Source organism: Azospirillum sp. TSO5 (assembly GCF_003116065.1).
In the GTDB taxonomy this organism is placed as follows: domain Bacteria; phylum Pseudomonadota; class Alphaproteobacteria; order Azospirillales; family Azospirillaceae; genus Azospirillum.
Map to the genome: position 1 here is coordinate 30,808 of NZ_LGQY01000006.1, position 14,474 is coordinate 45,281.

15 protein-coding genes and 1 tRNA gene are annotated in these 14,474 nt (G+C 64.8%); 13 read left to right on the plus strand and 3 right to left on the minus strand.

Going from position 1 to position 14,474, the window contains the following annotated elements:
- The first annotated feature begins 152 nt into the window (after positions 1-152).
- Positions 153-425 carry an HU family DNA-binding protein gene (locus tag TSO5_RS00925; RefSeq protein WP_012974523.1) on the plus strand — a complete coding sequence of 91 codons (273 nt, stop codon included), beginning with the start codon at positions 153-155 and terminating at the stop codon, positions 423-425.
- A 107-nt stretch (positions 426-532) separates the two neighbouring features.
- Positions 533-607 (plus strand) — tRNA-Val (locus TSO5_RS00930).
- Between the two features lie 94 nt (positions 608-701).
- On the opposite strand, the gene TSO5_RS00935 is transcribed toward TSO5_RS00930, so the two are convergent.
- Together TSO5_RS00935 and TSO5_RS00940 are read right to left on the minus strand one after the other, a co-directional pair.
- The gene (locus TSO5_RS00935; RefSeq protein WP_109149845.1) at positions 702-1,889 is read right to left on the minus strand and encodes a hypothetical protein; all 1,188 of its coding nucleotides are present in this window, start codon (positions 1,887-1,889) and stop codon (positions 702-704) included.
- A 132-nt stretch (positions 1,890-2,021) separates the two neighbouring features.
- On the minus strand, positions 2,022-4,286 hold the full coding sequence (locus TSO5_RS00940; protein ID WP_109149846.1) for a DNA topoisomerase: 2,265 nt from the start codon (positions 4,284-4,286) through the stop codon (positions 2,022-2,024).
- Between the two features lie 180 nt (positions 4,287-4,466).
- Between TSO5_RS00940 and TSO5_RS00945 the strand changes: the two genes are divergently transcribed.
- The 10 genes from TSO5_RS00945 (at position 4,467) to TSO5_RS00990 (ending at position 13,709) form a co-directional block, all read left to right on the plus strand.
- Entirely contained in the window at positions 4,467-5,114 is a 648-nt protein-coding gene (locus tag TSO5_RS00945; protein ID WP_247870515.1) for a trypsin-like serine protease, read from the plus strand.
- Positions 5,115-5,211: 97 nt separating this feature from the next.
- Positions 5,212-5,559: a RidA family protein gene (locus TSO5_RS00950; RefSeq protein ID WP_014248117.1), complete on the plus strand. Its 348-nt coding sequence runs from the start codon at positions 5,212-5,214 to the stop codon at positions 5,557-5,559.
- A gap of 228 nt (positions 5,560-5,787) precedes the next feature.
- Entirely contained in the window at positions 5,788-7,929 is a 2,142-nt protein-coding gene (fusA, locus tag TSO5_RS00955) for an elongation factor G (RefSeq protein WP_109149847.1), read from the plus strand.
- Positions 7,930-8,233: 304 nt separating this feature from the next.
- The gene (locus TSO5_RS00960; RefSeq protein WP_247870516.1) at positions 8,234-8,710 is read left to right on the plus strand and encodes a tetratricopeptide repeat protein; all 477 of its coding nucleotides are present in this window, start codon (positions 8,234-8,236) and stop codon (positions 8,708-8,710) included.
- A gap of 166 nt (positions 8,711-8,876) precedes the next feature.
- Positions 8,877-10,268, plus strand: coding sequence for a hypothetical protein (locus TSO5_RS00965; protein ID WP_109149849.1), 1,392 nt, complete (start codon positions 8,877-8,879; stop codon positions 10,266-10,268).
- A 182-nt stretch (positions 10,269-10,450) separates the two neighbouring features.
- Positions 10,451-10,819 (plus strand): 30S ribosomal protein S13, encoded by a 369-nt coding sequence (gene rpsM / locus TSO5_RS00970; RefSeq protein WP_012974491.1) that lies wholly within the window; start codon positions 10,451-10,453, stop codon positions 10,817-10,819.
- A gap of 15 nt (positions 10,820-10,834) precedes the next feature.
- Positions 10,835-11,233 carry a 30S ribosomal protein S11 gene (rpsK, locus tag TSO5_RS00975; protein WP_012974490.1) on the plus strand — a complete coding sequence of 133 codons (399 nt, stop codon included), beginning with the start codon at positions 10,835-10,837 and terminating at the stop codon, positions 11,231-11,233.
- Positions 11,234-11,368: 135 nt separating this feature from the next.
- On the plus strand, positions 11,369-12,385 hold the full coding sequence (locus TSO5_RS00980) for a DNA-directed RNA polymerase subunit alpha (RefSeq protein WP_085089782.1): 1,017 nt from the start codon (positions 11,369-11,371) through the stop codon (positions 12,383-12,385).
- A gap of 160 nt (positions 12,386-12,545) precedes the next feature.
- Positions 12,546-12,974: a 50S ribosomal protein L17 gene (gene rplQ, locus TSO5_RS00985; protein WP_109073821.1), complete on the plus strand. Its 429-nt coding sequence runs from the start codon at positions 12,546-12,548 to the stop codon at positions 12,972-12,974.
- A 156-nt stretch (positions 12,975-13,130) separates the two neighbouring features.
- A complete protein-coding gene (locus TSO5_RS00990; RefSeq protein WP_109149850.1) occupies positions 13,131-13,709 on the plus strand; it encodes a YqaA family protein in 579 nt (192 codons plus the stop codon).
- A 5-nt stretch (positions 13,710-13,714) separates the two neighbouring features.
- On the opposite strand, the gene TSO5_RS00995 is transcribed toward TSO5_RS00990, so the two are convergent.
- Positions 13,715-13,975, minus strand: coding sequence for a hypothetical protein (locus tag TSO5_RS00995; protein ID WP_109149851.1), 261 nt, complete (start codon positions 13,973-13,975; stop codon positions 13,715-13,717).
- A gap of 124 nt (positions 13,976-14,099) precedes the next feature.
- Between TSO5_RS00995 and TSO5_RS32890 the strand changes: the two genes are divergently transcribed.
- On the plus strand, positions 14,100-14,471 hold the full coding sequence (locus TSO5_RS32890; protein WP_199230783.1) for a hypothetical protein: 372 nt from the start codon (positions 14,100-14,102) through the stop codon (positions 14,469-14,471).
- The last annotated feature ends 3 nt before the right edge of the window (positions 14,472-14,474 follow it).

Consider the following 14,474-nt stretch of genomic DNA (forward strand, 5'->3'; position numbering starts at 1 on the left):
TCGACTTTTGGGACAATAGGAGCTTTGCCGCCCGTCGGGAATTGACGGGCGGCAAACGCTGTGCTTATCCTTTGCTTCCAAAAAGTCGTGGACGAAAAGTCCTGGGGCGGCTTTTGTCTTTCAGTATTTGCTGAATTTCGAAGGGGGATTGCGTGAACAAGAACGATCTCGTGGCGCATGTTGCCGAAGCGTCCGGTCTGTCCAAGACCGACGCCACGAAGGCCGTCGACGCCGTGTTCGACAGCATCGCCGAATCCTTGAAGAACGGCGATGAAGTCCGTCTTGTCGGCTTCGGCACCTTTGCGGTGGCCGAGCGCCCCGCGACCGAGGGCCGCAACCCGCGTACCGGCGAGAAGATCGACATCCCGGCATCCAAGCAGCCGAAGTTCAAGGCGGGCAAGACCCTCAAGGACGCTCTGAACTGAGCGTGAGGTTCAGCAAGCTTGAAGTTTCCGGCCTGCTCAGGGCATAGTGCGGCCGGCCGGGCAACCACCCGGCCGGCTTGCATTTCAGTGCATGATTTTTCAGGTACGGGCGATTAGCTCAGCGGTAGAGCGTCTCGTTTACACCGAGAATGTCGGGGGTTCGATCCCCTCATCGCCCACCATCATCTCCATTGCTGTCCATGCAGTCAGGCCCCGTTCCGGGGCTTTTTTCATGTCCGCATGGTGTGGGGCGCCGGGCGGGCGCCCCTTTGCCGGTTACTGCTCGCCGCAAGGATTGGGCTGGTCCTTCATGCCGACATACCCCTGCTTGGCGTCATACAGGAATTGGTATTGGCGCAGAAAATGGCGGCCGGTGTTGATGAACGGCGCCTTCTTGGGAGCGGGCGGGGGCGGTTCGGTGCTCGAGGGGATCACCTGTGCCGGCTCGCTCGGTGCGCCGGCCCCGACGATGAAGGCGTCGGTGGCGATCGGATTGCCGGCATTCGGAATCTGGACAGCCACCGACGTGTTGGGCGCCAGTACCCATACCATCTTTGTCGGCTCGCTCAGATCGGCCTGCTGCACGTTGTCGAATTGGATCGCGGGCGGCAGCGTCATGTAGCTCTGCGGGATCCCGGTATCGACCAGGATGTTGGCCGTCGTGCAGACCGGACCGTCGGCATTGCGGTTCACCTCCGGATTAACGGTGATGCAGCCCTGCGGCATCATCCAGTCGCCGGGATATTGCGGGTAGGGGGCCAACTGGGCGAAGCGGAAACCGGACGTGTTGGCGGCGGTCAGGCCGACCTGGATGCCCTGGCGGCCGATGATGTAACCCTTGTTCAGCGTGCCATCGGCGATGGGCTGGCCGTTCACGTTGCGCAGGTTCAGCAGGACATTCTTGTCCGGTGTGCCTTGCGGCTGGAAATCGGCCTCCTGGCCGAAACCGACGCCCATATACAGCACCGGCTTCTCCGGCGCGGGCAGGTTGGGACAAATTTTCTGGTCGGTCTGGTAACTGTCGCAGCGGCCTGATTGCTCCACGCCCAGGATCAAGACCTCGGAGGTCGCGACAGGCTTGTTGCCGCGGTCATAGAGCGTGACCGTCATCGGCACCCAGGTGCCGACCCACAGCACCTTGCTGCTCGACAGGAACTGCGTGCCCGGCTTGGCGCCCGGCGCCGTTTTCAGCGTCTCATAGTTGGGGATGTTGGTGGCGGACATGGCGACGCCGACCGATCCGGTGTCCATCGTCACCGTGTGGATGGTGCTGTCGCCGGCAATGCTGAAATTCAGCTTCGGCGGATCGGTGAAGGACACCGATTGGAAATTCGCGAACGGGATACATTGCGTCACGCTGGCGCCGCCGTAGCTTGGTTGGCTCTGGGCCAGCGCAGGGGCTGTCGCCACCAGGGTCAGCGCGGCTGCGGTGACGGTTCGCGAGGTCGGGCTGGAAAATCTCATGGGAAGCGCTCAGCATTGATTGAGACTGCCTTGAGAGTTACCGACCGAGCAGGCCTCGTCCAGCAACCAATATCGCCAAAATCGCGTAAATCTGTGCTTGTACGCAACCGAAGCCCGGCGGTCGGGCGGTGGTCAGCGCGCGTGCTGATCCAGAAAACTACGGCATTGATCGAAATCGCGCAGGCACGGATCGGGCAGGGCGATGCCCTTGCGTTCTGCCAAGCTGCGGGCGAAGGCAACCATACGCTCGGTCGGTTCGCGACGGCGCCGCGACTCCGGAATGGGCGATGCCTCTGCCGGCGCGCTTTCAGCCACTGCGGCAGCCGGCGGGGCGCTGCTGGCACCCTTGGTCTTGCGGGTGCGCCGCGGCTTCGGCGCCAGCGCTTCCCCCTCGGCGGGAGCTGCAACCTTGCGGGTCCGCCGTCGTGCAGGCTTCGTTGCATCGCCCGACACGGCGGCGCCGCCCCGCGTCGTCGTGCTTCGTCCCGCAGTGCCGCGCCGGGCGAATCGGACCTTGGCGGCGGGCAAGCCGAGATCCAGCGCGGTGCCGCGCTGCCCGACCAACGCGCCGATCAGTCGGTCGGCCTCGCTGGCAATTGCGTCGATCACCCGGCGGAAATCGGCACGGCCGGTCACCACCTCGTCGAGCTTCATTTCCCACAGCGCGGTGGTGCCGGGATCGACCAGGGTGGGGGCGGCGGCGCGCAGAGTTTCGAACAGATGCAGCCCGGCAGGGGTGGGCACCAGCCATTTGCCGTCCGCGCCCAGCAGGTTCTGCTTGCGCAGCCCCTTGATCACCTCGGCGCGGGTGGCCGGGGTGCCGATTCCCTTGGCCTCCTTCAGCCGGTCGCGCAGAGCCGGATCCTCGACGAACCGCCAGGCGTTCTGCATGGCGTCGACCAGCGTGCCCTCGTTGTAGCGCGGCGGCGCCTGTGTGCGCTTGGCCTCCACCTTGGGATCGCTCAGGGTCGCCGACTCGCCGTCGGTCAGCGGCGGCAGGGTCTGCTCGGCCTCCTCCTCCGGTTTGCCGCCGGAGCGGTCGTCGCTCTCGGCGGAGCCGAAGGCGGCCTTCCAGCCCAGCTTCAGCGGGATACGGCCGACTGCGCGGAAGGCGACCGGTTTGCTACCCTCAGCCGATGGCACCGGAACCGGCATGGTCACGCTGGTCTGGCGATACTCGTAATCCGGCATCACCGCGGCGAGGTAGGAGCGGCAGATCAGCGCGAACAGCCGCTTCTCGTCGTCGGTCAACCGGACCAGCCGCGATTCCAGATCGTCCAGCACATTGACGTTGGGGATCACCGCATGGTGCGACACGCCTTCCAACGCCTTGTCGCAGAAATGGCCGGACTTGCCCTTGCGGATTACCGGCCGGGCGATGTCGAGATGGGCGAAGCCGCGCAGCCGGGTCAGCGCCCCGACGATGGCCGGCGCGTCGGCGATCTGGTTCTCCGACAGGTAACGTGCCTCCGCGCGCGGATAGGTGATGAGCTTCTTGCCCTCACCGTCATACAGTTCCTGCGCCACCGCCAGCGTACGGTCGGCGGTCCAGCCCCAGCGCTGGCCGCAAGTCTTCTGCAGCGAGGGCAGGTCATACAGCTTGGGCGGCGCCTGCCGCTTCTCCTCCACCGTGACGGTCAGCGGGCTGCGGTGGTTGTCGGCGGCGCGGGCGATGGCCTCGGCGGCGGCGCGGTCCTTGATGCGGTCCTTCGGCGCCGGGGCGTGGCGCATCAGGAAGCTGCCCTCCGCCACGGTGGCGGTCGCCACGATCTCGAAATAATCCTCGGGCTTGAAGTTGCGGATCTCCAACTCGCGCAGGCACACGATGGCCAGCGTCGGGGTCTTCACCCGGCCGATGCCGATGACGCCGCGGGTGCCGGGGGCCAGCAGGGTCTTGGTCGCCGTGCGGGTCAGCGACAGGTTGTAGATCTGGTCGGCTTGCTGGCGCGCCACCGCCGCCTCATAGAGCGGTCGCATGGAGTCGTTCGGCTTCAGCTGGGCGAAGGCATCGCGCAGGGTCTTCGGGTCCTGAGCTGTGAAAAGCGCGCGCCGCACCTTGCCGCGATAGCCGACATGCTCCAGGATCTCCTGGCCGATCAGCTGGCCCTCGCGGTCGCAGTCGGTGGCGAGGATCACCTCGTCGCAGGCGCGCAATGCGGCGGTGATCGCCTGCAGCTTCGCGGCCTTGTTGCCGCCCTGGTCGGGCCGGGTGGGAAAGAGCCCGTCAGGCTTCAGCAGGGTCGGCGACCAGCGCTTCCAGGCGGGATCGACCTCATCCGGCTCGGCAAGCCGCAGCAGATGGCCCTCGGCCGGCAGGATGCGGCCGTAGCGGTCGCCCAGGGCCGCGCGCAGGTCCTTCGCCTGGCTGGATTTTTCGGTGATGATCAGCGTCGCCATGCGTCGGAGGATACGGGATTGAGGGAAACGGAGCAAGAACATGCGTGGGCTCGGCGCAGCCTTGGCCTTGGCCTTATGGTCGCAGCCGCGCTTGCTCTCGTGGTGTCGGCCGTCGCCTCCGGCGCCCATGCGGAACGGCCGCTGCTTCCCGGCGTCGGGCCCGGGGACCGACGGGCGCCGGTGGATGCGACCGCGGAGCCTTGGAACAGTATCGTCCGGGTGCAGACCAATCTGGCTGGCCGCTGTACCGGGGCGCTGGTTGGCCGGCACACGGTGGTGACCGCCGGCCATTGCCTGTTCAACCCGCGCACGCGGCGCTTCCTGCAGGCGTCCTCCCTGCATGTCCTGTTCGGTTATGACCGGGGGGAGTTCACCCGCCATGTCACGGTGGCGCGCGTCGCGACCGACCCCGCGTATGATCCCGCATCAGCGACTCCCAAGGTCGCCGCCGACTGGGCGGTGCTGACCCTGTCGCAGCCCGCGCCGGAGTCGGCTCCTCCGCTGCCCCTAAGCGCCGGACAGCTGCCGCCGGGAACGCCGGTGATGCTCGGCGGATACAGCCAGGACCGGGCGCAGATCCTGATGGCCGACCACGATTGTCATCTCCTGGGGGAAAGCGCCGGCCTGCTGGCGCACGATTGCGACGCCACGCGCGGAACCAGCGGCGGGCCGCTGCTGGTGCGGACACCCAGGGCGAACGGAGAGGGCTGGTCGGTCGCCGGAGTCGGCGTTGCCGCCGGACCCGGCCCGGCCGTGCGCAATTTTGCGGTTCCGTCCGCGCGTTTCGCCGCACTTTTGGCGAAGGATAGCGCTGCGGGGCAGCCCTGAGCGGCTGAAACGCATTTTTCGCTTCGCGTGCGGCCCCGAATGGCATAGACGTACCCCCGTCTTTTTCGAGCCCCCCGGAACCCGGAGTCTTTCCGCAATGTCGATCCAGCGCTTCCACACCGGACCGCGCATGAGCCAGATGGTCGTCCACAAGGACACGGTCTATCTCGCCGGTCAGGTCGCCGACGAGCCGACGCCCGACGTCGAGCGTCAGACCGCCCAGATCCTGGCCCAGATCGACGCCTTGCTGGCGGAAGCGGGCAGCGACAAGAGCAAGCTGCTGTCGGCCACGATTTATCTGGTCGACATCGCCAGCTTCGGCGCGATGAACAAGGCGTGGGAGGCTTGGGTCGATCCGGCCAATCCGCCGGCCCGCGCCACGGTGGAAGCCAAGCTGGCCGCTCCTGAGTATCTCGTTGAAATTCAGGTCACCGCTGCTAAATAAGGCGGCGGAAACGGGGCGACCCGGCAGCCTCGGTTGGGGTGTGCCGGCGTGGCCCGAACGCTGTGAGGGCCGCGCGCTTCAATATTCCGACAAATTGCTTGTCGGTTTACGGAATGTTAATGACGCCTTAACAGATCGCCCGTAAAACCCCGACCAACCTCTGCCGCCGAAGCGGACGACCCTGACGGTCGCGCTTCGGTTGTCGCGTTACTGCAATGGAACCGCAACATGCCGCGCCAAACGCCACTGTCTGACATTCGGAACATCGGCATCATCGCCCACGTCGACGCGGGCAAGACGACGACCACCGAGCGTATTCTGTACTACACCGGTCGCAAGCACACGATCATCGACGTCCACGAGACGAAGGATCTGAAGACGTCGACCACGACCGACTACATGGAGCAGGAGCAGAAGCGCGGCATCACCATTCAGTCGGCCGCCGTTTCGGCCTTCTGGCGTGAGAAGAAGATCAACGTCATCGACACCCCGGGCCACGTGGACTTCACCATCGAGGTGAACCGCTCGCTCCGCGTGCTCGACGGCGCGGTCGTGGTGTTCGACGGCGTCGCCGGCGTGGAGCCGCAGTCGGAGACCAACTGGCGTCTGGCGGACAACTACAACGTCCCGCGTATCTGCTACGTCAACAAGATGGACCGTTCGGGCGCGAACTTCCAACGTTGCGTCAGCATGATCAAGACCCGCCTGAACGCGCGTCCGGTCTGCATCCAGGTCCCGCTCGGCTCGGAAGACAACTTCCGCGGCATGGTCGATCTGGTCGAGATGAAGGCCTATGTCTGGTTCTCCGACGACAAGGACGCCAAGTGGGAGACCTGGGAGGTCACCGACGATCTCGCCCAGAAGCTGAACCTGTCGGTCAAGGAAGACCTGGACAACATCGCCAGCATCCCGGCCCTGCGCGCCGAGCTCGTCGACACCGCCCTGGAAATGGACGAGGCGGCGATGGAAGCCTACCTGGACTCGGGTGAGGATCCCTCGCCCGACGTTCTGCGCGCCTGCCTGCGCAAGGGCACCATCACCAGCGCCTTCACGCCCGTGCTCTGCGGCTCGTCCTACAAGAACAAGGGCGTCTGCCAGGTTCTGGACGCGGTCGTCGATCTGCTGCCGGCCCCGACCGACGTCGAAGCGATCAAGACGGTGGACGAGGACGGCAACCCGAACGGCGAGCGTCTCAGCTCCGACGACGCGCCCTTCTCGGCGCTGGCCTTCAAGGTGCTGAACGACACCTACGGCTCGATGACCTTCGTCCGCGTCTATTCGGGCGTGCTGACCAAGGGCATGTCGATCCTGAACTCGACCCGCGGCAAGCGCGAGAAGATCGGCCGCATGGTCGAGATGTACGCGAAGGACGCCAACCCGATCGAGGAAGCCCGCGCCGGCGACATCATCGCGCTCGTCTCCCTGCAGGAGACCGAGACCGGTGACACGCTGTGCGATGCCTCCGCGCCGGTCATCCTGGAGCGTATGCGCTTCCCCGACCCCGTCATCAGCGTCTCGGTCGAGCCGAAGACCAAGGGCGAGCAGGAGAAGTTCTCGATCGCTCTGGGCAAGATGGTCCGCGCCGATCCGTCGCTCCGCCTGGAGACCGACCGTGAAACCGGCCAGACCATCCTGCGCGGCATGGGCGAGCTGCATCTGGAAGTGACGCTTGACCGTATGCGCACGGAGTTCGGCGTGGAAGGCAACATGGGCAAGCCCCAGGTCGCCTACCGCGAGACGATCACCAAGCCGGTGGAATACACCTACACCCACAAGAAGCAGACCGGTGGTTCGGGCCAGTTCGCCGAGGTGAAGATCATCTTCGCGCCGCGCGAGCGGGGCGAGGGCTTTGAGTTCCTCGACGAGACCGTCGGCGGCACGGTTCCGCGCGAATATGTCCCGTCGGTCAAGAAGGGTCTGGAGATGCAGAAGGAAGACGGCGTCCTCGCCGGCTATCCGACTGTGGACTTCAGCGCCCGTCTGGTGGACGGCAAGTACCACGACGTCGACTCGAACGCCCTGACGTTCGAAATCGCCGCCAAGGCCTGCTTCCGTGAGGCTCTGCCGAAGGCCGGCCCGATCCTGCTCGAGCCGGTGATGAAGGTCGAGATCGTCACCCCCGACGATTACCTGGGCGATGTCATCGGCGACGTGAACCGTCGTCGCGGCACCGTCCTGGGCCAGCTGGAGCGTGGTTCGAACATTGCCGTCGAGGCCAATGTCCCGCTGAACGAAATGTTCGGCTACATCGGCCAGCTGCGCGGCATGACCTCGGGTCGTGCGTCCTACACGATGGAGTTCAGCCACTACGAGCCGGTGCCGCGCAACGTCACCGACGAAATCGTGGCCGGCCGTAACAAGGCCGCCTGATCGTCCTCCAGACGATCGGGACACACCCGGTAAAGCAGACGGCCGGCGGAGCGATCCGCCGGCCGTTCGCCGTTTCCGACCATTCTTCGGTCTGTACCAATGGTATAGGGGGGCATAGGCCTGCGGCTCTAAAGCCCAAGGGCAGCGCCTCTGACCAATTCTTTAGCGTTTTGCAACCAAAAAATAGTTGGCAGCTCGCCGAATCCGTGCCCAAATTTGGAGCATGATGATTCGACGCTTCTTTTCCTTGACAGTGCTTTTGCTGCTGACCCTCGGGGTGCCGGCTGGCGCGGGGCAGGGAAACATGCGTCTCGACAGTCTTTTCCAGGCCTTGCACAGCGCCACCGACGCCGCCTATGCCGAATCGGTGGAGGAGCATATCTGGGACTTCTGGCTGGAACATCCCGACCCGGTGATGGTGCACGACATGCGCGCCGGAGTGCTCAGCCTGAACGGCGACGACTACGAGTCGGCGCTGCACGCCTTCGACGCGGTGGTCGCCCGCGACCCGTCCTATGCCGAAGGATGGAACAAGCGCGCCGCCGCCCATTACATGCTGGGCGACTATCGCGCCGCCATGCTGGACCTCCGCCATGCCCTGTCGCTCGAACCCCGTCATTTCGGGGCGCTGGTCGAGTTGGGCCTCGTCTATCTGGCGCTGGGCGACGAAATGCCGGCGCTCCGGGCGTTCGATGCGGCGCTGAGGATCAACCCGCATCTCAGCCGCGTTCGAATCCAGGCCGACGCGATCCGTCATCGGATTGCGGGCACCAACCTCTAGGCGGACCGGCTTGCGCCGCAGATTGTCGCGCGCAGAATTTCGCTGAAAATCACTCAATGAGAGTATACCCTTCGGCGGTGCGACCGTAACGAGGCTGCATTGTCGTGGCTGCACGTCAGGAAAGCGGCGTGTCGGTACTGCGGGCTGGAGGCCGGCCGGGGGCGTGATGTTCGACGAAGTGATCCATGTGGTCGGTGAATTGCGGGTGCTGAGCGCACTCGGTCTGCTCGGCCTGTCCTTCATCCTTCCGCTGACGATCTTCATCGGCCGCAGCAATATCAAGAATGTGCGGCAGAAGATCATCGCGGACCTGGAGTCGGTCTTCCGCATCGAAGGGCAGGATCACGACCAGCTGATCCCCTCCTTCGAATTCGCGGCCTATAAGTACCGGGCGCTGCCGCAGGGACCGGACAACACGCAGCCGTCGGAATGGCGCGCCTATTTCTTTCCGGTCCTGGTCTTCATCATGGTGTCCTTCAGCGGCTTTCTAACCTCCAGCGGCATGCTGCTGGGCAAGGACCGGTTGGACCATTTCCAGCCGCTGTTCAGCGGAATGACGCTGTACGGAGTTGACGGGGTCACGCCCATGGAACTGGTGCATTACCAGCTCCAGACCGTGGCGGTGCTGTCCTTCGCCTTCTTCGGCGCCTATGTCTGGTCGATCGACTACCTGATTCGCCGCATTTCCAACTACGATCTGTCCCCGATCTCTTTCCTGCGGGTGACCGGCCACATCATCCTGGCCTGCATCACTGCGGTCACGCTGCATCACGCCTATATGGACGTTGCGAAGATCGCGCCGGAGGGCGCGGTCGGTGACGGCGTGCCGGAATTGCTGGTGGCCTTCCTGACCGGCTTCTTCCCCAAACTCGGCCTGCAAACGCTGCTGAGCCGGGTGCCGCAATTGCAGATCCGTCGGATCGATCCGCGGGCCCAGAGCTTCATCCGCGAATATCCGATCGACATGATTCTCGGCATCGATTCGGCCATCAAATTCCGACTTGCCGAGTTCGAGATCGAGGACGTGCAGAATCTGGCCACGGCAAACCCGATCCTGCTGTTCGTCGAAACGCCCTACGGCATCTACGAGACGATGGACTGGGTGGCGCAGGCGCAGTTGATCCTGGCGCTCGACCTCGACCAGATCGAGGCGCTGCGGGTCATCAATGTTCGTACCATCTTCGACATCGAACGCTTCATGAGCCGGCCGGAGTCGCGACCACGGCTGATGCAGGCGCTGAATTGCCCGAAGACCGACGGCAAGAGCGCGGTGCTGCTGGCCGACCGCGGCATCACGCTGGAGAATCTGGAATCGGTTGTGCAGGCGATCGGCGAGGATCTGCATGTCCAACGTCTGCGCCAGATCTGGCGCAACATCGAATTGAAGCTTAGCCTGGACCTGCCGCAGGTCCTGCGTGACCGTGCGCTGCTGAAAGCCGGTAGGATGCCGCTGCGGCCGGCTGCGGTCGAGGACATGGCGGATGACAACTCCAGTTCCGGCCTTGCACAGGCCGCCACTGGCCCGACGCCGGTGCGGCAGCCGGTTCCGGCCGAATAGCGGCCGGCAATTCACCTTGACAAGTTCCGGAGTTTTTCTATAGTCGCACCCTCTCGCTGCCCTACCAGGGTGGCGGGTAACATTGTGCGTTCCCAGTTACGGCCTTGTGCCGGGCGGGATTTGCTCGGTGTGTAGGCGGCCCGACGGGCTGCCGTTGAGATATCGAGACTGAGGAGAGTAGCGTGGCGCGTATTGCTGGCGTCAACATCCCCGCGCAGAAGCGCGTGGAGATCGGGTTGACCTACATCCATGGCATCGGCCCCTTCAAGGCCAAGGAAATCTGCGCGAAGCTGGAAATCCCGGCCGAGCGTCGCGTGAACGAACTGACGGACGACGAAGTCCTGAAGATCCGCGAGACCATCGACGCCGACTACCGCGTCGAGGGCGATCTTCGTCGTGAAGTCGCCATGAACATCAAGCGTCTGATGGACCTGGGCTGCTACCGTGGCCTGCGTCACCGCAAGGGCCTGCCGGTCCGCGGCCAGCGCACCCACACGAACGCCCGCACCCGCAAGGGTCCGGCCAAGCCGATCGCCGGCAAGAAGAAGTAAGAGGACGAACGCAAAATGGCCAAGCCCTCCGCTGCTTCTCAGCGCCTGCGTCGCCGCGAGCGCAAGAACATCACCGCCGGCGTCGCTCACGTGAACGCCTCGTTCAACAACACGATGATCACCATCACCGACGCGCAGGGCAACACCATTGCCTGGTCGTCGTCGGGCACGATGGGCTTCAAGGGTTCGCGCAAGTCGACGCCCTACGCCGCCCAGGTCGCTGCCGAGGACGCCGGCCGCAAGGCCCAGGAACACGGCATGAAGACCCTGGAAGTCGAAGTGAAGGGTCCGGGTTCGGGGCGTGAGTCCGCCCTGCGCGCCCTGCAGTCGATCGGCTTCCAGATCACGTCGATCCGCGACGTCACGCCGATCCCGCACAACGGCGTTCGCCCGCCGAAGAAGCGTCGCGTCTGATTTAGCATTGTTTCCGCACCCGCGGGGACCAGCCATTCCGGGACAGGGGGCCGCAGCCATCGCGGTCCCCTCAGCATGGGAATGGTTCGGGCCCCGCGGGTTCGTGTTCACCCGATGGCATCTTGAGGTCGATCCGTGCTTCAGAAGAACTGGCAGGAACTGATTAAGCCGAGCAAGCTGGACATCCAGCCCGGTGACGACGCCGACCGTTTCGCGACGGTGGTCGCCGAACCGCTGGAACGCGGCTTCGGTCTGACCCTGGGCAACGCCCTGCGCCGCATCCTGCTCTCCTCGCTGCAGGGTGCCGCCGTCACGTCGATCCACATCGACGGCGTGCTGCACGAGTTCTCGTCCATCCCCGGCGTCCGCGAGGACGTGACCGACATCGTCCTGAACATCAAGACGATGGGTCTGCGCATGGGCGGCGACGGCCCGAAGCGCATGCGCCTGCGCGCCGAAGGCCCGGGCGAGGTCAAGGCCGGCATGATCGAGACCGGTCCCGACATCCAGGTCATGGATCCGGAACTGGTCATCTGCACGCTGGACAACGGCGCGCGGCTGAACATGGAACTGACGGTCGAGACCGGCAAGGGCTACGTCCCGGCCAGCCAGAACCGTCCGGAAGACGCGCCCATCGGCCTGATTCCGATCGACGCCCTGTTCTCCCCGGTCCGCAAGGTGTCCTACAAGGTCGACAATGCCCGCGTCGGGCAGGTCACCGACTATGACCGCCTGTCGATGACGGTGGAGACCAACGGTTCGGTCAAGCCGGACGACGCGGTGGCTCTCGCCGCCCGCATCCTGCAGGACCAGCTGCAGCTGTTCATCAACTTCGAGGAGCCGACGCACGCCGTTTCCGAGGAGAAGCACGAGGAGGTTCCGTTCAACAAGAACCTGCTCCGCAAGGTGGACGAGCTGGAACTGTCGGTCCGTTCGGCCAACTGCCTCAAGAACGACAACATCGTCTACATCGGCGATCTGGTGCAGAAGACGGAGGCGGAAATGCTCCGCACCCCGAACTTCGGCCGCAAGTCGCTGAACGAGATCAAGGAGGTGCTGTCCCAGATGGGCCTGCACCTCGGTATGGAAATCCCGAACTGGCCGCCGGAGAACATCGAAGAGCTGGCCAAGCGTCTGGAAGAGCCGTACTAAGCATCTCGCATGTTTCCGCGCCCTTTCCGCCCTTGGGCGGGGAGGGCGCATTTCCCAGGGCCGAAGCGGCCCGACCCCATGGCCGTACCAGCGTTACGACTGGGCGGCGGGGTTCACGATCGGCTCCCCGAGGGGGGCCATGCCATGAAGGAGGACCGCCATGCGTCACGGCGTTTCGGGACGTAAGTTCAGCAAGACCAGCAGCCACCGCAAGGCCATGTTCTCGAACATGGCGAACGCGGTGATCAAGCACGAGCAGATCACCACCACCCTGCCGAAGGCGAAGGACCTGCGTCCGATCGTCGACAAGCTGATCACGCTCGGCAAGAAGGGTGGCCTGGCCAACCGTCGTCTGGCCTTCGCGCAGCTGCGCGACAACGACACGGTCACCAAGCTGTTCACCGTTCTGGCCGACCGCTACAAGGATCGCCAGGGTGGCTACAGCCGCGTCCTGAAGGCCGGCTTCCGCTATGGCGACGCCGCCGACATGGCGGTGTTCGAGCTGGTCGACCGCGACGTCTCCGCCAAGGGTCAGGATTCGGGCCCGACGCAGGATGCCGTCGAGGCCGAAGCCGAGACCGCCGAGTGATATGACCGGGCATCGCGCCGGTTATCCTGACTGTGCGGCATCGGGCCTCAGGGCCCCGTGTCGTGCAGGACGGAACCGCCGATATCGGTGATATGTTAGACCCTTCCTCCGGGGACACCCCCCGGAGGAAGGGTTTTCTCTTATGTGGCCGGTCGAATGTTGCGTTCCCTTTACACGCGCCTCCAGCGCCTGTCCGCCCGCGACGATGCCGTCTGGTGGATGTCGGCGATCTCCTTCGCCGAAAGCTCCTTCTTCCCATTGCCGCCGGACGTGATGCTGGTGCCGATGTGTCTGGAGAAGCCGAAGCGACTCTGGTTCTACACCAACATCTGCGCCTTCGCGTCGCTTGTGGGCGGTCTGCTGGGCTATGCGCTGGGCTTTTATCTGTTCGAGAGCGTCGGGCGGATGATCATCGACTTCTACAATGCGCAGGAGTCGTTCCATCATTTCCAGGAGATGTTCACCGAGTTCGGCCCCTGGTTCCTGATCCTGAAGGGGGTGACGCCGATCCCCTACAAGCTTCTGACGATCACCGCCGGATTCGCCCATCTGGACCTGACGGTCTTCATCCTCTGTTCGATCGTCGCGCGCTTCTCCCGATTCTACATGATCGCCATCCTGCTGCATTTCTACGGACCGCAGGTTCAGCACATCATCGAGAAGCGGCTGATGCTGGTGGCCACCGTCCTTCTGGTCGTCGTGGTCGGCGGCCTGCTCAGCTTCAAGTTCGTCTGAACGACTCAGTCCGGCATGCCCTGGTCCTGGCGGTCACGCCGGGACGGGGGCAGGGCGTCGCGGTCGGCACGGTCGCGGCGTACGATCATGACGATGGCGACCGCCACGAACAGCCCGCCCAGCAGCGGGATGATCATCTCGGCCATGCCGACATTGGGCAGCGCCAGCGCGCGCGAGGCCAGCATGACGAGGCCGAGGACAAGCAGCGCCAGCAGCAGTCGCAGGGACCGGTTGCGCGGCGGTCTGCCGTCCGATTTCGAAGTCATTTCAGTCATTCCCTTCTTACAGCTGATATCGGCATAGTGGGGGCCGAACGGGGGATGGTCCAGAGGGGTGTGGCATTCCGTCATGCCCATGGCCGTCCTCACAACAAGAAGAATAGGAGCCGTCGTGGCTAAGTTCCGTCCGGTCCGTCTCATCGCCCCGCTCGTGGCCGTGGCCCTTCTCGGCCTGTCGGCCTGCGCCGATCACCCGGCGTCGCGCCCTGCCGCCTCCGGCCCGGCGCCCACCGTCACCGTAGTCCCCGGACCGTCCACTCCGCGCGGCGGCACCGACGACCAGTCGCTGCGGATCGACGGCGGCACCGGTTCCGGCGCCTCCTGTCAGGCCCAGTGCGAGCGGAGCCACAATGTGTGCATGGACTCGGTCGCGGCGCGCAACCAGGGCGGCATCGATCGCGCCGACTCGACCCCGTTCAGCCCGACCGACAACTGCAGCTATCAGCTGAAGCAGTGCTACCAGCGCTGCGGCGCGGCGCGCTGAGAC